Origin of the sequence: Blastopirellula marina (assembly GCF_002967765.1) — a bacterium.
Lineage (GTDB): Bacteria > Planctomycetota > Planctomycetia > Pirellulales > Pirellulaceae > Bremerella > Bremerella marina_A.
This window is the reverse complement of record NZ_PUHY01000012.1, coordinates 1281268-1301266: the sequence shown is the minus strand read 5'-3', so window position 1 is coordinate 1301266 and position 19999 is coordinate 1281268. Positions and strand designations below refer to the sequence as shown.

The 19999-nt window shown below is 52.6% G+C and carries 13 protein-coding genes; 10 read left to right on the top strand and 3 right to left on the bottom strand.

Annotation, left to right across the window (positions count from 1 at the left end; genetic code table 11):
* Positions 1–5: 5 nt before the first annotated feature.
* Positions 6–434 carry a hypothetical protein gene (locus C5Y83_RS21850; protein ID WP_146117867.1) on the bottom strand — a complete coding sequence of 143 codons (429 nt, stop codon included), beginning with the start codon at positions 432–434 and terminating at the stop codon, positions 6–8.
* Between the two features lie 229 nt (positions 435–663).
* On the opposite strand from C5Y83_RS21850, the gene C5Y83_RS21845 reads away from it, so the two are divergent.
* Positions 664–1755, top strand: coding sequence for a polysaccharide biosynthesis/export family protein (locus C5Y83_RS21845; protein ID WP_105331841.1), 1092 nt, complete (start codon positions 664–666; stop codon positions 1753–1755).
* A gap of 866 nt (positions 1756–2621) precedes the next feature.
* Positions 2622–3719: an acyltransferase family protein gene (locus tag C5Y83_RS21835; RefSeq protein ID WP_105331839.1), complete on the top strand. Its 1098-nt coding sequence runs from the start codon at positions 2622–2624 to the stop codon at positions 3717–3719.
* Between the two features lie 27 nt (positions 3720–3746).
* Here the strand turns inward: C5Y83_RS21835 and C5Y83_RS21830 are convergent, their stop codons facing one another.
* Positions 3747–5411 carry a tetratricopeptide repeat protein gene (locus tag C5Y83_RS21830; RefSeq protein WP_105331838.1) on the bottom strand — a complete coding sequence of 555 codons (1665 nt, stop codon included), beginning with the start codon at positions 5409–5411 and terminating at the stop codon, positions 3747–3749.
* Between the two features lie 269 nt (positions 5412–5680).
* Between C5Y83_RS21830 and C5Y83_RS29480 the strand changes: the two genes are divergently transcribed.
* The 8 genes from C5Y83_RS29480 (at position 5681) to C5Y83_RS21795 (ending at position 18708) form a co-directional block, all read left to right on the top strand.
* Positions 5681–5836: a hypothetical protein gene (locus C5Y83_RS29480; RefSeq protein WP_158262451.1), complete on the top strand. Its 156-nt coding sequence runs from the start codon at positions 5681–5683 to the stop codon at positions 5834–5836.
* 631 nt (positions 5837–6467) lie between these two features.
* The gene (locus C5Y83_RS21825) at positions 6468–8633 is read left to right on the top strand and encodes a glutamine synthetase III (protein WP_105331963.1); all 2166 of its coding nucleotides are present in this window, start codon (positions 6468–6470) and stop codon (positions 8631–8633) included.
* 449 nt (positions 8634–9082) lie between these two features.
* Entirely contained in the window at positions 9083–9757 is a 675-nt protein-coding gene (locus tag C5Y83_RS21820; protein WP_105331837.1) for a hypothetical protein, read from the top strand.
* Entirely contained in the window at positions 9750–11333 is a 1584-nt protein-coding gene (locus tag C5Y83_RS21815; RefSeq protein WP_105331836.1) for a methyl-accepting chemotaxis protein, read from the top strand. The genes C5Y83_RS21820 and C5Y83_RS21815 overlap by 8 nt, the downstream gene beginning before the upstream one ends.
* A 131-nt stretch (positions 11334–11464) precedes the next feature.
* Complete coding sequence (locus C5Y83_RS21810) at positions 11465–13204, top strand: DUF1559 domain-containing protein (protein WP_114304696.1); 1740 nt, start codon at positions 11465–11467, stop codon at positions 13202–13204.
* Positions 13205–13400: 196 nt separating this feature from the next.
* Complete coding sequence (locus C5Y83_RS21805) at positions 13401–13835, top strand: BlaI/MecI/CopY family transcriptional regulator (RefSeq protein WP_105331834.1); 435 nt, start codon at positions 13401–13403, stop codon at positions 13833–13835.
* Positions 13836–13845: 10 nt separating this feature from the next.
* Positions 13846–16599 (top strand): M56 family metallopeptidase, encoded by a 2754-nt coding sequence (locus C5Y83_RS21800; RefSeq protein ID WP_105331833.1) that lies wholly within the window; start codon positions 13846–13848, stop codon positions 16597–16599.
* A 207-nt stretch (positions 16600–16806) separates the two neighbouring features.
* Entirely contained in the window at positions 16807–18708 is a 1902-nt protein-coding gene (locus C5Y83_RS21795; RefSeq protein ID WP_105331832.1) for a M48 family metallopeptidase, read from the top strand.
* Between the two features lie 101 nt (positions 18709–18809).
* Here the strand turns inward: C5Y83_RS21795 and C5Y83_RS21790 are convergent, their stop codons facing one another.
* The gene (locus C5Y83_RS21790; protein WP_146117872.1) at positions 18810–19844 is read right to left on the bottom strand and encodes a DUF1559 domain-containing protein; all 1035 of its coding nucleotides are present in this window, start codon (positions 19842–19844) and stop codon (positions 18810–18812) included.
* Positions 19845–19999: the final 155 nt, after the last annotated feature.

Genomic DNA, 19999 nt, shown 5'->3' with positions numbered 1-19999 from the left:
TCGGCTCATCTCTGCCATCGCTGGTAATAATGCGACGTGTTTTTGAAGCCACTTTGTCGCCCCTGCGTTCGGAACCAACCAGCCTGGCCGGTAGGCGCGGCAACCGATTGCCCAAATTCCGTCTGTAATTGCTGTAGCTGATTGCGTTGGATGATTAGCTCTTTCCGCTGCTGACTAAAGACGCGGTTCTCTTCGCGAATTGTTTGCTGAGCTGCCTCAAGCGGCCGCACGAAAGCAAAATAGTTCGGCAAAGCGCCGTTGTTTGAGGCCGTTAATCCAAGGTAAGGACTGAGGACTGGAGTCGCTGGGCGATATCGCTGATAGCCGTACTGGGCATTAGCACTCCCCTCTCCCATCATCCAGATTACGCCGACGACAAGCAGAAAAAGCCCACCGCGGACCATAACGTTATTCCTTATCGATGTTACATACATAACTCTCTCCTTCTCAGTGCGATTTCCGGGCAAGCAAGTTTTCTGCCTTTCCTATGCATAAAATCGGCGAGATCCCACTTCTGGTCTGAAGGATTGTCATAAAAACGCCGACAATTCCATATGTACTGCATTGTACGCAATATGTACCGACTTTTTGAGGGGAACGCAGGGTGAATACCCCAATGCCCCTCGGATGGCCCAAACACATACTGGCAATCGGCTCGTTTAAATGAACATGCAAAAGTATCAACTCGTGGCACTGTTAACAGTTCTGGTTTGCAGTTTCATGGGCTGCCAGACGTTCAATCACACATTTGATCGTTATCTCGATCATCCGGAACACAATGCCCCGATCTATCCGGAGCAACCCAAAGAACTACAGATGGTTACGATGCCGGACTATGTAATCGAGCCACCTGACCTCCTCAGCATTCAAGCAGTTAACCTGATCCCCAATGCTCCATACACCCTTCATCCGCTCGACACGATTACCGTCGAAACGTCGGGGCTTCCAGAAGAGCAGCCAGTCATTGGTGAATATACCGTCGGTATCGACGGGACCGTCACTCTGGGTTTCGGATATGACGAGCAGACACTTGGTGGTGCTTACCGACCGCTTCGCCTAGCAGGGCTTACCGTTCCCGAAGCGCAAGCCGTTATCCGGGAGCGTCTGGCTGTTCACGTCCAGAACCCGGTTGTCTGGGTTCGCCTGGCAGGAATCTCAGCACACCAGGAGATTTCCGGAGAACACCTGGTTGCTCCCGACGGCACTGTCACCCTGGGAAGCTACGGGCGAGTTCGCGTTGTTGGCATGACGGTTGATCAAGCCAAAAGTGCTATCCAACAGTTCCTCTCCACTCGATTTGCGAACCCTGAAGTGGCTGTCGATGTATTCGGATACAACAGCAAGATCTATTACGTCGTTCTCCAAGGGGCTGGGCTAGGCGATCGTGTTGTGCCAATGCCGATTACTGGCAAAGACACCGCACTCGATGCACTTAGCCAAATTGATAGCCTCTCGAGTGCCAATTCCACGCGTATGTGGATCGCTCGACCTGGCCCGAATGGACAATGTGGAGACCAAATTCTACCGATTGACTGGCAAGGTATCACCCAGCGTGGTGACGTTGCCACAAACTACCAATTGATGCCGGGCGACCGCGTCTTTGTGGCCGAGAACAAGCTTGTCGCGTTCGATACGGCATTGGCCAAGCTAATCTCTCCAATCGAGCGAGTGCTCGGGGTGACGCTACTTGGTACACAGACTGCTCGAACAATTCACCTATTCGACAGAACCAATACGAACCTGAACAACTTCTAATGTCGATTCGCGAAGTATCTTAAATTGGAACATTCTCCTGGTAAGTCCGCTCACCGATACCGAATTTCAGCCTAGAGCGGCTTACCTCCTTAATTCAAAGCTTGGGTAGTTCACGATGTATTTGAAAAGAATTGAGTCACGGGGAAAGCAGTTGTTACTCGTTGTGGGTTTCCTACTCATCGTAGGTTGCTCAGCAACCAAGAAGGACCAATGCTGCCCAGTTGATGCTCGCAATCTGTATTGCGGAGTCGGCGAAGAAGCTGTCCGCAGGACGCCCTGCGGCCCTGACTACCTTCACTATGGATACCGAGCAACATGCTGGGACACCTTCCCAGAGGGCTGGGGGTACCAATGCCACCAGGAACCAGTGCCAGCAACGCTAACTAATCCTAAGGCGCAAGAGATGCTTCCCCCAGTCGAACAAGTCCATGTAATGGATTAATGGAATCGATGACTTTGGGTGAGTTTCAACTAGGCATTATCCAAGGTTTTGAGGCAAATTGTTTTTTGTTCATTTAAGTACTCCACATTAACAAAAAACCTCAACAGGCCGGAGGTATTGCCTTCGGCCTGTTGGATTTCTTGAACGAGCACCTTCCTTGCCAGGACAGTCCCATCATTCATGGCATTAGCTCTTGAGTCCTCGCCAACCAATCAATTCTTCGCGATAAATCGCTGATCCTGTACCGAAGGATCCTGTACCGACCACGGCCTTTTTATCTAAAACATCTCGCGTCTCATCCTCAATCAATTATGATCAGCATGAACAACGGGCCATTGTGATGAAGCGCGTCGCAAAACGAATATCGGATTAGGTGGCACCGATCTTCGCAATTATTTCTTAGCTGCCTAACCTGAGAGTAAGAATGCGAGTCGACGCCAACTCATCGCAGTCCAACAACTTCGACATTATCCGATTCTTCTTTGCTTGCATCGTAATCCTTTCACACTCCTTCCCAATAGGAACGGGAAGCAACGATTCTGAACCGTTTTTTATGATGTTCGAAACGACCATGGGCGACTTAGCTGTCGCGGGATTCTTCACAATTAGTGGCTATCTCATCTTAGCAAGCTGGCAGCGTAGAAAGTCCTTGTTCGATTACATGCGAAAACGATTTTTACGCATATACCCAGGATGGCTAACGGTCAATCTTCTAACCATAATCATCCTACTTGCAATGTCTATGATTTCATTGCGAGAGTTTTTGAATTGGATACCAGGTATTCTTATCCTCAAGCAATTCGAAACCTCAAAAGCATTCGCGACTAACATCTACAGCGGAACAATCAATGGCTCCCTTTGGTCAATTCCATATGAGTGGGCTTGTTACCTTGTATTGATGGGCATTGGATTCGCTCAATTGTTAAGATCCCCAAGACGTTTGGCGATCTTTACAGGAGTTGTGCTCCTTGTCGCAGCAGCCATAAATGTTGGCGCGGATATCTACGAGTTGTCCGTTCACCCACGGCTTTTTTTGCTAATCAAGACAAGTTCATTCTTTCTTGTTGGTTCATGCTTCTACGAGTACCGCGAGAAAATCGAGTTTCACAAGACGTGGTTTTTTGTCAGCTTGGCGGGTTGCCTCTTAGCGGGATTAGTGCCAATCGTCAAACCGCTAATACTTCCTGTCGCGATGACCTACGCAGTTTTCTATGCAGCATTTCAGCGACGTATTTGTTTTCACCATTTCGGCAAATATGGCGACTTCTCTTACGGCATCTACCTTTACGCGTTTCCGATTCAGCAGATGATCGTTTATGCAAATGGCGGTTCGATGAACCCCTTCTTGTTATTTTTGTTGGCTACGCCAGCATCGATTCTCGCTGGGATCGCCAGCTGGTATGGGGTCGAGCGTTGGTGCCTACCACGCAGAAGAAGGCGGGAGACTGCGAACCTTCATCCATCCACCGCCGGCTCTGATCAAGACAATTCAACTCACCTCAGCACTGACCAGTTCAACTGAAAAAAGGAAACGACATTCACGCAAGCTCTAACCGTCGCCCGGCAGGCACATGCAAGCTGAAGTCATTTGAACGTCAGCATCTCGCCAAGCGATTTCGAATTCAGCTTGAACTTTGTTAGCCTCTTCCAGCTTTCCTTGCATCCGCAGGCTTCGTGCCAGGTCGTACAGTGCCCAGCCGTTGTGAGGGTGAATTTCTAGATCACGCCTTAGGACCTTCTCGGCGTGTTCGTAGCGTTTCGCATCCATCAGTGTCGCGGCCAGTGCGTGACGAACCGGCTGGATCCAATCAGGCGGTTCGGTATAGCGGAGATCGTCCTCCAGTTCGGCGGCCTTCTCGAGCTTCGCAATCGCGGCATCAACGTTACCTTCGCGATAAAGGATTTCTCCCTCGAGCATGTTGTCGGCAACCGCCAATACAATCGATGCGACGTTCAATGCAAAGAATGCCTCTTCCGGGACCTCTTCCTTCAAACGACGGAATTCCACTTGCTCTGCGCGGGCCTTCTCGGGCTGCTTTTTGGCTGCGTATGCCACACCTCGGGCAAAGTGACGCATCGCTCTACAGATTGGGAAATGCTTCGCTGGTTCTGGCTCCGCAAGAATGGCATCCCAGCGGCCAAAACGGATGTGCATTTCGTATGGCATGCTGTGCATTCCGTCGACAAAGGGAGCGTTCGCTTCGACCCACTTCTCCGGCATTTCTTCCAACATCATATTAATTTGTTCAGTCGCAACTTTCTCTTGGCCAATCATCATCGCGGCGAAAGCCAACATGTGGCGATTGTGCGCCATGTAGATCCGAAAGAAATCTTGGTCTGGCGAACGTTTCTTATAAGCCGTATCGGCAACGATCGCTTTCTCATTGGCAGCGATTGCCTTTCGCCACGCCCCTAAGCGGACATCGATATGTGAAGGCATGTGAACCATGTGCCCAAGCCCTGGCTGTAGGTTACGTAAACGATCTGCCTCGTCGGCTGCCTTCTTCACTTCGCCTGAAGCTTCGAGCGTGTGGATGTAGAGATGTAACGCCAAGGGATGATTAGGAGATAACTCTAAGACCTGCTCAAGAGTTTGCATAACCTCGGCTGTATCTGGATTGGCCGCTCCCGCCTTTTGCCAGAGATCCCATGGCCAAAGGTCCATCAAACTTTCCGCGAACAAAGCTCCTACGTCAGGCTGATCGGGATATTTATTCCAAACCTTGCGCATGGCGTCGGCATAGGACTGATCTAATTGATTACGATCTTCCGGAGGAGGATCGGCATACCTTGCTTCTAAAGCAGCGATGAGATCTTGCTCCAACGGCGAACCGTTGTTTGCTAGTTCTTTAGCTTTCTGAAGTGCCTGCCAGGCCTGGGGAGCATGCTTTTCGTCGAGTAGCGGATAATTGATATTTGGTCCATTCGCCAATGAGATTGCCCACCAATTCATCGGACACGAGGGATCTTCTTCGGCAGCAACACGAAAGCTGCGAATGGCTTCGTCATGATTGAAGCCATACATAAAGGCGAGCCCCTGATCAAAATAGGCCTGAGCCTTCGGAACTTCGCTTGAAATCTTCCAGCTGTGTTCCCCCAGACCTGGAAATAGCAGAACCTCAGGGGCGGCGTCTTGACCCTTAAGACGTGTGATGATCAAAACAGCCAGCAATAAAGCGACGGCAAACGAATTGCCCACGAAGAAACGTGTCACAAGATATCCCCCAATAAGTTTCCCGGCGTTCAATCGCCACAAAAACCCTGCCTCTTGCGGGGATCCAGACTCAGTAGCGTAGACAAGTGAAGAGCCGTTCTCAACTAACGTGTTCGCGCTTATAGGCAAAAATATTGGTTCTTCCCGTTCCAATCGCAGTCGGTCTTCCTAGAGTGCGCAAGCTGCTAAAGCAGGCTTAACCATAGAAAGTCACTGAAGATCGCCCGCTCATCGAACCTCTCTCTCTTCACCTTGGGAAGCCGATCTTGATGCGGCGTTTTAGCCGAGGCGATGCTTCCAATATCCTGCGGCACCTCCGACAAGTTTGGCTTACCGCTCCCTGGGAAGTAATCGCGAAATCGGATCCGCCCACTCAACTGTTTTCAGTGCCCGGGGGCATCTACTCGGTGATCGTCGATCGATGAAGAATCGTGAATCTGAGTTCCAGGAGAATAGGAACTCCTTTGATAAGGCCAAACTTATCAGAGAAAGGAAGAAAAACGGCTCGTCAGAAATATTGCCTACTTCCAAACCGGTTGGTCACGCCTTAAGTTGACCGGAAGTGACCGCTCAACCGAGAGATTGAGCCGTAGGAACGAACTGGTCTTCTTGTCAGCGAAGGGATCCAATGTCAACGCACTGCGAATGGTGGGCAAAAGTTGTACTCATCCCCAATCCGCATCGGCACCCTTTTTGCAAAGTTCAAGAAATAGGCCTCGGCAAGTCATTTTTGCTACATTTCTATGCAGGTCACGCTACTTTTGCGCGCACCGGACGCCTCTTCTGGGGTCGTTTTCTAGCAGTTTTGCATCTTCTGACGCTGCGGCATGATACTTGCTTTCATCCCGCACAACGCTTCAGCAGGGATCGCGAAGCTATTTGACGGTAAGGGATTTTTATCAATATAGGGCGTGACGCGGATCCCTCTGGGGGTCGCCGTTCGCGCTAGGCTTTGGAGGTCACACACTAGTGAGCACGGCATCGAAAGGTAAGGCGGGTTCCAACGGAACAACAACCACAGGCAGCGGTAGCGGGTACGTCGGCGGAACGGCACGAATGGCCGCCATCGCCGCGGTGACTAACTACAAGCCTTCCGTCCCAGCCATGAATTTTTTGGAGACGCCGACCCAGGAACTGTTCTGTGCGAACGTCTTCAGCAAATCGGTCATGAAAGACCGTCTTCCCAAGCCGATTTTCAAGTCGTTGATGAAGACGATTGAAACGGGCGAGAAGTTGGATACAACCGTTGCTGACTATGTCGCGTCGGCCATGAAAGATTGGGCTATCGAAAAGGGTGCGACGCACTACGCTCACGTCTTCTATCCACTTACGGGCAGCACCGCTGAAAAGCACGATAGCTTCTTGAGCCCAGATGGCAGCGGCAGTGCAATCGCCGAGTTCAGCGGATCACAGTTGATTCAGGGCGAACCGGACGGTTCAAGCTTCCCCTCTGGCGGTATCCGCCAAACGTTCGAAGCCCGTGGTTACACCGCTTGGGACGTCACCAGCCCAGCCTACATCATGGAAAACCCCAACGGGACCACGCTGTGCATCCCGACGGCGTTCGTTTCATGGACTGGCGAGGCTCTCGACAAAAAGACTCCTGTTCTACGTTCGATGCAGGCTTTGAACAAGGAAGCCCAGCGTATCCTCGCTCTGTTCGGTCACACCGACGGTGCAATGGTCAGCTCGACCGCCGGTCCTGAACAGGAATACTTCCTAGTCGACCGCAACTTTTACTTCGCTCGCCCTGACCTGCTCAACGCTGGTCGCACCTTGTTTGGTGCTGCACCCCCTAAGGGGCAGGAATTCGACGACCATTACTTCGGTGCCATTCCAGATCGCGTTCTGGCGTTCATGCTGGAATCGGAACGAGAACTGTTCAAGTTGGGCATCCCGGTCAAGACGCGTCATAACGAAGTGGCTCCTGGCCAGTACGAAATCGCTCCGATGTTCGAGTTCGCTAATGTGGCCACCGACCATCAGCAATTGATCATGATCATCCTACGTAAGGTCGCCGAAAAATATGGCATGGCCTGCTTGACCCACGAGAAGCCGTTCGCTGGCGTCAATGGTTCAGGTAAACACGTTAACTGGTCGATGGGTAGCTCCTCGCAAGGTAATCTGCTCGATCCAGGTGAAACCCCACACGAAAACGCTCAGTTCCTGGTCTTCTGTGGAGCGGTCATTCGTGCCGTACACAAGTTCCAAGGTTTGCTGCGTGCTGTGGTCGCCTCGGCTTCCAACGATCACCGCTTGGGTGCCAACGAAGCTCCTCCGGCGATTATCTCGATCTTCCTCGGCGATCAATTGGCCGACGTCTTCGAGCAAATCAAGGGTGGCGGTGCCAGCAGTTCCATTCCAAAGGGGACGCTGGAAATTGGTGCTGACGTTCTACCACCGCTTCCTAAGGATGCTGGCGATCGTAACCGTACCAGCCCCTTCGCCTTCACTGGCAACCGTTTTGAATTCCGTGCGGTTGGTTCTAACCAGTCGATCGCTGGTCCGTTGGTCGCGATGAACACGATCGTCGCGGAATCGCTGGACTACTGTGCGACCAAGCTAGAAGAAGCAACCGGTGGCGATAGCTCGAAGCTCAATGGCGCTATCCAGAAGCTGCTCACCGACATCATGAACGAACATGGAATGGTCGTGTTCAACGGTGACGGTTACTCGGAAGAATGGCACCAGGAAGCTGAAAAGCGTGGCTTGCTGAACTTGAAGACGACTGCCGATGCTTTGCCATTCCTGGAAAAGGCGGAAGTCAAAGAGCTGTTCACCAAGTACAGCGTTCTGTCGGAACGTGAACTGGAAAGTCGACTGGAAACCTACCTGGAACAGTACTGCAAATCGATCGTTGTTGAAACCAATCTCACCGTCGAGATGGCTCGCACGATGATCTTCCCAGCTGCCGTTCGTTACCAAAACGAGCTGGCTGCAACTTGTGCGAACCTGCAAGCTCTGGGCTACGACTTCGACAAGGATACGCTGGACACCATGACCAGCTTGGTCAAGTCGCTGCAAGACAGCGTCGCCGCCCTGGTTTCGGTCGCAGCGAAAGCCGACGCGATCGAATGCTGGCACGAAAAAGCGAAGTGCAGCTGCTACGAAGTTCTGCCAGCCATGAACGAAGTTCGCAAGTTCGCTGACGAACTGGAAGGCTACGTCGCTGACGATCTGTGGCCACTGCCAACCTACCAGGAAATGCTGTTCATTCGCTAATGCGTCTGAGATTGCATTGACTATAGAACGAAAGCGGGCCGAGACTTTACATCTCGGCCCGCTTTTTTCTTTCCCCAACACCTTTCGGCAGTTTTGATGTCGCGAGACTATTTCCTGGTGCTGGCACGTTCGTGGACGCCCAAATGCGTCCGTGACCTCGATCTCAATGCCATCCAGGTTGAATTGGCCTTAATCACTAGAGACGAGCAGTTAGCGATGCCAGTTCTGGATGATCGCTCCATTTAATAGGAAGCACGTCAAGATCCGAGCTCCCGTTCGATACGACCGCTACACCTGCTTTAACCCATCCTCATTCTCTGTTTGATACGCGTCGCACCCAGGATTCTCCCCGGTAAACCCAATCGGCTTCCCGCAGAGGCAGGACGACTGGTCCATAAGTGACCTAGATTCTTTCGTGTCGTCTAACTTCTTCGCTACCAGGGGGTTCCATGCCAACTGCGGCATCAAAGTGTCTGATCCAAGTCACCGCGTTCAGTGTCTGGCTGATCTTGGTTGGCAGTACGTTCGCTTGGTTGACCCTGTACGGGAGCATGCCGGGACCGCCTTCGGATGTGCCTGAAAGCTGGCCCAGCAGTACGGAAATTAACCGCTGCGAAGGGCAACAACATCTTCTGGTTTTCCTTCACCCAGAATGCCCTTGCACGCGTGCAACCCTCGATAACTTGCAGCCACTGATCCGCAGCGATGATCTTCAAGTGACGCTAATTTGTTTCGGTGACTTTCAGCCCCAGTCCAATAATTCCCTGGGGGGTTGTTATCGCGAATTGCAGTCCTGGAATGACCGGCCACAAGTCACACTCGTGTCAGACGTCACCGGTCAGGAAGCGGAGAGGTTTGGAGCTTCGACCAGCGGTCACTGCCTGCTATACGATCGTGAAGGAAAACTGGTTTACAACGGTGGCGTCACATCAAGTCGCGGCCATCGTGGTGCGAACACGGGCCTTTCAATTTTGAAGTCCACGCTCGTCGAATTCGACAGCGCCGAATCGAGCTATCCTGTTTTCGGGTGCCCGCTTCTAGAAAAGAAGCCGGAAGATCTCCCTCTCGATTCACCCCCTTCCTTAGATCCTCCCGAATGTTGCGAAGGACGATTCCATGCTTAGCAAGATTCTGTTTCCCCAATACTCCGGACTGGATGCTGATGAATCGGCCACCTTGCATCGGGAAGAGTTAGCAGCCAACGCTCGAACCAATCGATTGTTCGCTGTGTTAATGCTGATTCAAGGGCTGGTCGCGTTTGGCCTGTCGCTCGTGATTACGCCACAAACATGGGCTGGCGAAGCAAGCAGCGTCCATCCGCACGTGTGGGGTTCGGCGATTCTAGCGATACTGCTTGGAGTTGTTCCCGCGTATCTCGGCTGGTTTCAATCGCAGAATCCCCTAACACGATATGTGATGGCGATCTCGCAGGCGAGTTTTTCCGCACTGTTCATTCATATTTCGGGGGGGCGTACGGAAGTCCATTTTCATGTCTTCGCCTCGCTGGCATTCTTGTCGCTGTATCGCGATCCCTTAGTTCTCTTGATCGCCACTGTGATTACGGCGGTCGATCACTTGGGACGTGGTTTGTTTTGGCCGTATTCGATTTTCGGACTTTCCGATCCTGCGTTGATGCTAGTCATTGAGCATGCTTCTTGGGTGATCATTGAAGATGCCGTCCTCTTGGTCGGAATCTATTCTTCGTTACGGGAAGCATCAACCCGCTGCCGAGACCAAGTCTTACATCGTCGCCAACATCAAAACTTGAACCAAGCCATCGATCAACTGCGACCGGTGTTCGACTTAGCAGCCCAGGGAGACCTGACCGTTGATATCCCTGACGTTCGCGATCCGCATGTGAAGTCACTTCAGACCGACCTGGATCGTACGATTCGCTCGTGGAATCACGTTGTCGCAATGTTCTCGCAGAGCGTCGATAACGTGACCGCTAGTTCGAGCCATCTGCATTCCAGTTCAACGAACCTCTCGCAGGGAATCGAAATCCAGAGCGAATCGCTCACCGCGATCCTGACTGAAGTGGAAGCACTGCATCAATCGATTCATTCCATTCGCGAGAATGTTCGTCGTGCGGAAGCAGCCACCGAAGCGGCCAACTCGATGGCTCATCAAAGCGAGACGAGCCTCGCGGAATCAGAACAGTCGATGAAAATCATCGAAGAGAGTGCTGATCAAATGATCGCGACGGTGGGAACGATCCAGGAGCTTGCCAAACAAACCAACATGTTGGCCTTGAATGCATCGATCGAGGCGGCACGTTCTGGCGAGGCCGGTCGCGGCTTCGCCGTGGTGGCCCAGCAGGTCAAAGAACTCGCTGGTCACTGCGATAAGAACATCACGCTGGTCACTCAGATGATCCAGCAAACACGCCAGCACATTCAAACTGGTGTTGAGAAAAGCAGCCGGACAACATACCAGTTTAAGGAAGTCTGCTCAGCAGTCGCTTCGATCAATGCCGAGACGAGCGGCATCGTGGCTTTGACGCAGAATCAAGTCGACTCCGCCGAACGCCTAAGAATGCAAATTGCCAACCTGCGTGAAATCCATGAATCGACACAGCAGGACGGCATTCAGCTATCGAATGAAGGTGACATCCTGGAGCAGTTGGCTCACGAACTGCGCGAGTGCGTGCACCAGTTCAAGTTCCATGCCGACAAGTCCGAGATACAAACGACGGCTTAGTACAGCCTCCGATACCCAAACTCGCGTCCGAATCGCATCCCTCGATTGCCATTTGGACTTATTGAGTTTTCCCTTGCGATCGCAGAAGTTTCCAGGCACATTAGGGGACTAACGAACCGTTCCCCTAACGAATGTATGCCAATCAGATGCCTTGCCAGCTTTCCGTTGTTGCTTGCAGTTCTTCCCTACGCTGTTACTTGTCACTTCATTTGATCGCGCTAAGCGTCTTGCTGGGATTTTCCCCTGCGAGGGTGATGGCTCAGGCAACTTCCGATGGCGATCAGACACTGGCGGAAAGCGTTCCCTTCGAGTTCTCTTACTTGATTGGAGAAGCGAATCTGAGCTTTTGGCACCAGATGAATGACTTAGAGAAGGAGCCTGGCCCTCAAGGTCCGCATGTAGACGCATTTGAGTCTTCGGGGGCATTTGATCGAACCTTGGTCACCCAAGTGTTTCTTGTCCCGATCGAGTCCGCAGAGAAGATTTTATGGGCCAATGGAGCCGACTACCGATTCGGTGCCCCCAACCTGCTCATCATTCAAATGCGAACCCCGATCGACGTGGCGGAACTAAAGAAGTCTCAAGGATTTGATTCCGATTTTGATGTCTACCAAACTTTCGAGATCAAGCCTTTCGGCGGTGGTCGTTTGGCAAGACTCGTTTCGCCGAATCGTGTCGTCATCGCAAGCAATCAGGCGAACATGGATGCGTTCCTTGAATTCCAGAAGCTACCGATCACTTCTCGGAAGTCGGCTGCGACTGTTTTCTCTGATCCGAATTTCATTCTTCGTTATGCACAACGAAAGCCACCGGGACAAGAAGATGCGGAACTGTCAGAAGAGATGATCCGGAACGATCCCGTAGCCAAGCTTCTCGCTCCGCTGGATCGCACTCTCGATCGACTGATGTTTCAAGCGAAATTTACTGATGAACACTCGCTATCCCTGGAACTCAAGGGAACGTTTACCTCAGCGGAAGCAGCCAAAGAGGCTTCGATTAAGTATCGTATGGGCAAAGCCATGCTCGATCAGTTCTTCGAGTTGTATCTCGAAGATACCGAATTACCACCCACGGCTTATCCCGTCGCCTATAAGAATTGGCCGCATGCCGTTTCCGTCCTAAATCAACTTCTGGAAAATGCCCAAGCCAGCGTGGACGGTGACCAGTGCGTGATCCAAACCAATTGTGACCGGGAGCTTTACGACACGCTGCTCACCATCATTAAGAGGCTGCCAGAACATACGGCCCGGATAGACGACCAGTTTCGCCTGCAACGACTTCTTGCTGCGTTGAGCCGTTACCATGCGATTCATGATCACTATCCATCTTCCATAATCGTGGACGAAGAATCTGGGCACGTCCGTTCCTGGCGAGTCGAAATGCTCAAGTATTTAGGGGATGAAAAGTACAAAGAGCTGTACGAGAAGTACCGCAAGGACGAGCCTTGGGACAGCGAAGCCAACTTGAAACTTCTCGACGCCTCAGTTTCCATTTTCTCCAGTAACTGGGAAACTGACCCGCATGCTGCCAGCTTCTTTCTCGTACTTGGCGAGGGAACGGCCTTACATGACGAAGAAGCAACGCGGCAGCAAATCAAAGATGCTCTGGGCGAGACAGCGATTCTTGTTAGTGCAGACCGCAATATCCCCTGGACCATGCCAGTCGACCTGAATCTAGAACAAGCTCTTGATCTTGAGAAACTGGGGACTTGGGGCGACGATCGAATATTGGTCGGCACTGCCAACTATCGTGCCGTCGTCCTCCCTACCGATTTTTCTTTGGAAAACTGGCGGAACATGCTCCTCAAAGCGGATGGCAAGAAGGTGCCCCTGCCAGAACCATTCCGTCCGATCAAACGGGCCAATCCGTAGTCCGACACGTTCTTAATTCGCCAAACGCCATCGCTCCATGTCTCCATAGTTGCGCCGCCGTCGGCGACTCCTGATTCTTGACGGGAACGAATCGTTTTTTGGTTTCTTAGAACAATTCCATTGCACGCCCGACAGGTTTTCTATAAAACCAAAACTAAGAAACCAAAGAACACGCTGCCCGAACAGGAGAGCTATCGTGGCACGGCCGAAAGCCAAGCAGTTAACCGAACGTGAGCTGGAGATCATGCATGTCTTCTGGCAGGAAGACGCCTGCGGTGTGGCGGAAGTCCAACAGGCCCTGGAAAAGTCGGGGCGACCACTGGCTTACACAACCGTCAGCACCTTAGTAAAGATCCTCGAAGAGAAAGGGTTTCTCGAGCAGATCACTGACGAACGTCCCTACCAGTTTCAGGCCGTCCGTTCCTTCGCGGACGTCAGCGGCCGACTCATCACCGATTTGATCGAACGCGTGTTCGGCGGGAGCCGAGAAGCACTCCTGACGCGTTTGTTCGATCCTGGTCAAATCTCAGCCAAGGAACGCAAGCTGATCGAATCACTTCTTCAGCAACCTCCTGCGGAATCGCAGAAGCCATCCAGCAAGCCGAAACCTAAACCACCCCGCTCTTCGTAAGGTTCCTTCCATGTTCGCCCAGATTTCGCTTTGGCTATTGTGGATCGTATTACAGTGCAGCATGGTAGGTATCATCGCCATCTTGCTAATGTTACCTCTATCACGATCCATGCCAGACACACGCGGTCGTCTTGCAATGGCCGGTCTCGCAGCGATGGGAATCGTACTTCTCGCTGGCATCATTCCCGGTAGCGGCTGGATGGCCCAGATGTCAGACGAGCCCCCTCAGGCCAGGTCCATGGATGTCGATGAAACACTCTCCCATTCAACAGGATCGGCCGTCCCGCCAGATGCTGCACTCGTCACCAACGCACCGTCGCCTAACGCCCAGCCGCTCTCCGAACAGTGGCAACAACTAACGGCTTGGTTCGTCCCTGCGGAAACACAAAGTCCCCTCGAAGTTACTGCCGACAATCGTCAGCCCGTTCGTTCTAGCTCTCCGTGGATGCTGTGGTTTGCTGGCATTCTTGGCATCGCGCAGCTTCTCGCTATCTGCCGTATCGTCGGCGGCCTCTGGGCATTAAAGTTACTCGAACGTCGCAGCCGCCCCTGCATCGACGCCGACATGCAGCAGCGGATGCTACGCCTAGGTTCGCAGAGCGGCGTTGAAGCCCCGCTTGATCTTGCATTGATTGATCGCCTGCAAACGCCAGCGGTAGTTGGGTGGAAGCGATTCACCATATTGCTGCCCAACGAATTTGAGCAGTGGAGCAGTTCACAACGCGATGCCGTTCTTGCCCACGAATTAGCCCACATCAAGCGTTGCGACGCTTGGTGGCGAGCGGTCGCCGTGCTGCTGCAGGCGTTGCACTTTTACAATCCGTTAGCGTTTGCGTTGTCGCGCCGCTACACGCTGGAACAAGAATTGGCCGCCGACAAGCTTGCCTGCGAATGGCTCGGCGATCGTGAGAGCTACTTGCAGAGCCTCGCCTCACTAGCTCTCCGCAAAGCGCCCCCAGTGCCGGCATGGTCAACGCTGGCGTTTCTACCACCCCGCTCCATGTTTCTCAGGAGACTTGAAATGTTACGTGAAGTTCCGCGGCACTTTTCCCAAGCAACCGAACGAGTTCTCCAATTTGGCTCACTGACCTTACTCATTGCTGCCGCCATGGTCGTCGGAGGGCTTCGGCCACTTTCTGCCCAGGCCCCTAATTCGCCTTCAGCAACTGAAACCGAGGCATCGCCACCCGTCGCCGCCACCGAATCCTCAGACACGACCTTGCCCGAACTCGTACCAGCACGTTTTGGAATTTCTGTTTCGGAAGTCAACGTTGCACGTCTACTCAAGTCACCCAAGATTGTCGCTGCCCTCGATACCAATCGGAATGTTGGCGATTCCCAGACGCCATCACTCGGCAACACACTTCAGCAGCAACTGACGGTTGTTCCACCCTCGCAGGTCGAATCCGTTTTACTCACCTCGTTTGGCAAAGAACTGATCCTGATCAAGGCCAAACAACCCTTCTCGTTTCCCGATTCGGCCCCGATGAAGATCTTCCCTAGCGAAGACAAGACCACATACTTCATGCTCATCACTCCCAAGATCCTCGCGCGCTCGACGCCCGATGTCTTAGATCAGTTATCACAGTTCCTGAGCCAGCCCCCTACTGAACGCCAATCTCTGGCCACGCTCTTGCCACCAACAGATTCGGTGATGCGTACGACACTCAACTGGCAAGCCATTAAATCACAAGTTCTCGAGTCCCGTGAATTCGTTCAATCACCGTACGTGTCGATGGTTCGCCCAATCGCGGAAACCTCGCAGATCTGGCGTATGACAGTCGATGCTGGCGAGTCGGGTACCCCATTAACCATGAAGATCACTGGCAGCTTTCCTTCGGCGGACGATGCGACTACCGCCGAGGAAACAATGAAGGCGGGCAAAATCCTCCTGAAAAACATGGCGGTTGGCATAAAAGGCCAACTCCAGGCAGCCGACCAAAAACAGGTCTTTGATCTCGGTATCGCGCTGCTCGACGCGGCTCAGGTAAAAACCGATGACAAGGATGTCGTCGTGACTTCGACCCTTGATCGATCGTTAGACGAGATGGTCACCGTGTTCGCACCCGCGATCATTGCCTCTCGTATGGCAGCTGAGCGGATGAACGATACGAATCGCCTGAAGCAAATCATGCTGGCGATGCACAACTACCACGACATGTACGGTCACCTTCCCATGTCTGTAATGATCGACCCAGATAGTGGCGTGCCGCACTCATGGCGAGTCGAACTGCTGCCGCTAATAGGCGAGGAAGAACTCTATAAGATGTATCGAATGGACGAACCGTGGGACAGTGAAGCGAATCGAAAGGTGCTGGAACGCATGCCGGCCATCTATGGCAACGCCGGTTCTCCTGGAGGGAACTCCACGTGCTTCTTTTCAATCGTCGGCAAGAACACCGCACTCGCCCCATTTTCGGATGGCGACGAAGGTTCGCGTGAGAAAGATGTCGAACTTCCTTCTGGCAACGTTAAAGTTCGGCAACCTCGAGCAGCGGGAGACGCCCCGACCTTCGCCAGCTTCACGGATGGCTTGTCAAACACGGTCATGATCATTCAAACCAAAAAGGCTGTCCCATGGACCAAGCCTGAGGATATTCCCTTGGCAGAAGCTGCCGCGGCCAAACTGGGCGGCTTTCACCCCGGTGGATTCCTGATGGGGATCAGCGACGGAGCGGTCCGCTTCGTGACGAACACCGTCGATCCGCAAGTTTGGCAGCGTCTCATCATCCGCAACGATGGCGAGCCCGTAAACCTCAACTAGATCTTTAGTGAACCGTATTCATCCAAGCCTCAACCGGACGACCGATTGAGGCTTTTTTTGGGGCCTGGATGCACCTTCTTCGATTACTCCTCTTTTGCTTGCCTCGGCATTAACATTCTTTCATACTGCACGCTGGAAGCCTTGGCTTCCATTTGCTGCCCCTCTTCTAATCGCCCGCCCTGGGCCCAATCGCGAGCACGCCACCTCATGTCCGAAGACTTTAGCAAGCTTGGGTTTGCCAAAACCTACGTCTATCCCGCTTTGGCCTTGTTTCTAATTCCGATCGCTTGTCTTATTTTTTATGAGTACGTTCAGTCATCATTCGATCAGCAATTCTTCGAGGCAACGGTAGCCGATCTCCGCAGCGATCCAACGATCGCGCCTGAAGATAAGGCCGCGGCGATTGAGTTCCTACAATCGCATCGCTTGTCCGATATGCTGGTGAGCAGCCATCCCCAGGATGTCGCCTTTCGACAAGCCCAGGATTCGGAATTCCTGTTCTATCAACTCTCCGTCGTCTGGGCGATTCGCATCAGCTGGGCGTGTATCCTGGCCGGTATTGCTGCTTTCGTGATGACTGGTATTGGTGTGCTCATCTCGCTGCAATCGCAAGCTATGCAGTACACCAGTCTTCTAATTGGCTGGATGACGCTGCGCATTTTTTGCACGCTGGAAGTCATTGCTCAGGGGCTGTTGATTTTCTCGCTTTCGTTTTGGATTCCGGCGTTCTTCTTCGACATCTATATCGTGAAGCTGATTATCGTATTTGCATGTATCGCCCTGGGCGCGATCGGTGTGGTAATCGCAGCCATCTTTAAGCGACCTGATGACGACTTCGTGGTACAAGGCGAAATCTTAACACGAGAGATGGCACCGCAGCTTTGGTATGACCTGGAACTTCTCAGCGGCAAGATGCAAACGGCTCCGCCAGATCACGTGATTGCGGGGATTGACGACAACTTCTTTGTCACGCAGCTCCCGATCAAAGTGCAAGGCAAAGACGAGCAGATTCAGACGCTCACAGGTCGATCACTTTTCGTGAGCTTATCTCTTTTGAAGAAACTGCCTGGCCAAGAAGCCGATGCCGTGCTACTGCATGAGTTGGCACATTTCAGCGGCAATGACACGTTGTATTCACAACGTATCGCTCCCCTACTCGCCCGCTACGACCACTTTCTTCAAGGACTGTACGAAGGCGGGCTCTCGATGCCAGTCTTCTACTTCGCAGTCATGTTCCGCGCCCTGTACGAGATCTCTTTGGGGAGCCTTAGTCGTCAACGCGAATTCCGCGCCGACCGACTTGCCGCGGAAGGCACTTCGCCACATGACATGGCCCATGCCCTGTTACGAATTACCGCCTATTCTCAGTACCGCGCGGAATTGGAAAAGGAGTTTTTTGACGCCGAAGAAGTGCATCAACAGGTGAACCTGTCGGAACGAATTGACGGTGGCTTCCTAGCTTACACGAGTGCATTCGTTGACAAACACAACGTGGGCGATCTCGCGTCTTCGCACCCCTTCGATTCACATCCTCCACTGAAACAGCGTCTGGAAGCGATCGGGTTTAGTGCAACACCGGATGCGATGCGAAACGCGCTTTACGACGAATCAATCGGAACATGGTTTCAAAAGATCGAAGCTGCCACAATCCTAGAACGTGATCAGTGGACTGCTTACGAAGAGCAGTTTCGCCAGTTCCACGAGAACATTCTCGCCTATCGCTATCTCCCTGCGAATGAATCGGAGCAGGAACTGGTCGAGAAGTTCTTCCCACCAATTACCCATGTAGCTGCCAAGGATCGACCTGTCGAATTCGACTATGAGAAAGTCACTTACGAAGACTGGGATAGGCCGATCTATTATCGCGAGATCGAATCGATGTCGTTCGAGAACGAGTGGGGCGCTCGCCTCGATTTGGTGGTCAAGCGGAACGGCAAAAACAAGACGATCAAGTTACCGCTGAGCAAGAAGCAGAATGAGCAGCAAGAGCTCATGGGAACGCTGCAGAATTATTACGCTCGCGCGGCAAGTGCAATCGCTTATCAGCAAAGCCAGAATGAGCCAGAGCCATCGATCGCAGCGACCGATACGTTTAGCTTCGACTCGTAATGGAGTTTGCTTCTCTCTAAATCTTCTACGGCATGAAAAAGGCGAGGACACCTGAAGTATCCTCGCCTTTGTTGAATCAATGGGCAATTGCCGGAGGGTGATTAATATTCACCCAAGACCGTACCATCTTGGCGATCGGCTAAGCCGGTCAAAACCGAGTAATTGATGTTCTCGGTCAGGAACTGACACGAACCATCGGCAAACATGGCGATGACACCACCTGGGTGAGCGGAAACCAAAGGAAGGTTTTCGTCGCCAGGACTGGCGTAGCCATCGAGGCTGTTGTACGGGTAATTGATTGGGAACTTGATCGTGGTCACGTTCTGAGCGACCGAACCGTTGCTGTCGTAGTAAGCGCTGTTCCAAGCACCACCCAGGCCAAGGCCGTAGCTGGAGTTCAGGTTCTGCGATTGACGATTGCGGTTTTGATCGTAGTAGTAGTTACCACATTCACTGACAACCATCGTGTTGCTGGTACCGTCCGTGGCACTTTCCAAACCGATTGGACGCGACGAGACGCTCACCCCAGAGGGACTGGAAGCGACGATCATACCGTTGTAAGTGGTGCCGCCGTTGGTGCCGAAGTTTGGGGTACCAGTCGGAGTGGTTGGCGGGAAGGTCGACGGCTGAGCCGTACCACCACGCAGGTAAGAACCACTGATACCGACGTAGCTAGCCAACTGGAATTGAAGGTTTAGGTTCGTGTCGGTGAAGGTTTCTGGCAGTGGGCTGGATGGGCACTTGAAGCCATCCACACGTAGTGCCGACAACGTTGTCGCATTAGGAATCGACTGTCCGTTGTAGGTGTTTGTCGTTACGAAATTGTTGACCGGAAATTCCAGCAAGTTGTAGGCGGCCGACTGTTCGATGAACGGCAACAATCGCACAAAAAAAGATGGATTTGATCCTGAGTTCCCCATGGTGTTGAACGGGATCTTGTTACGGTAGGTGTCGTGATAAGTCTGAACCGCCAGACCGATTTGCTTCAGGTTATTGTTGCACTGAATACGGCGGGCAGCTTCACGAGCTTGCTGCACAGCGGGCAGCAACAGGGCAATCAGCACGCCGATGATCGCGATCACGACGAGCAATTCCACCAGGGTAAACCCCCGGCGCGCATACGAGGAATGAGTCACGTACGGTCTCCTTCTCTGTTCCCAGAGACAAATAAAAGAAATTGAGTTGTGGATGAGCTCCTCGCTTACAGGATCTAAGGAGCCGGTCGAATCACCACGGAGAGTCCTCCCCCCGCGCCTCTTTGGCAATTCTTCCCGATGGGCGATCAAGTTTG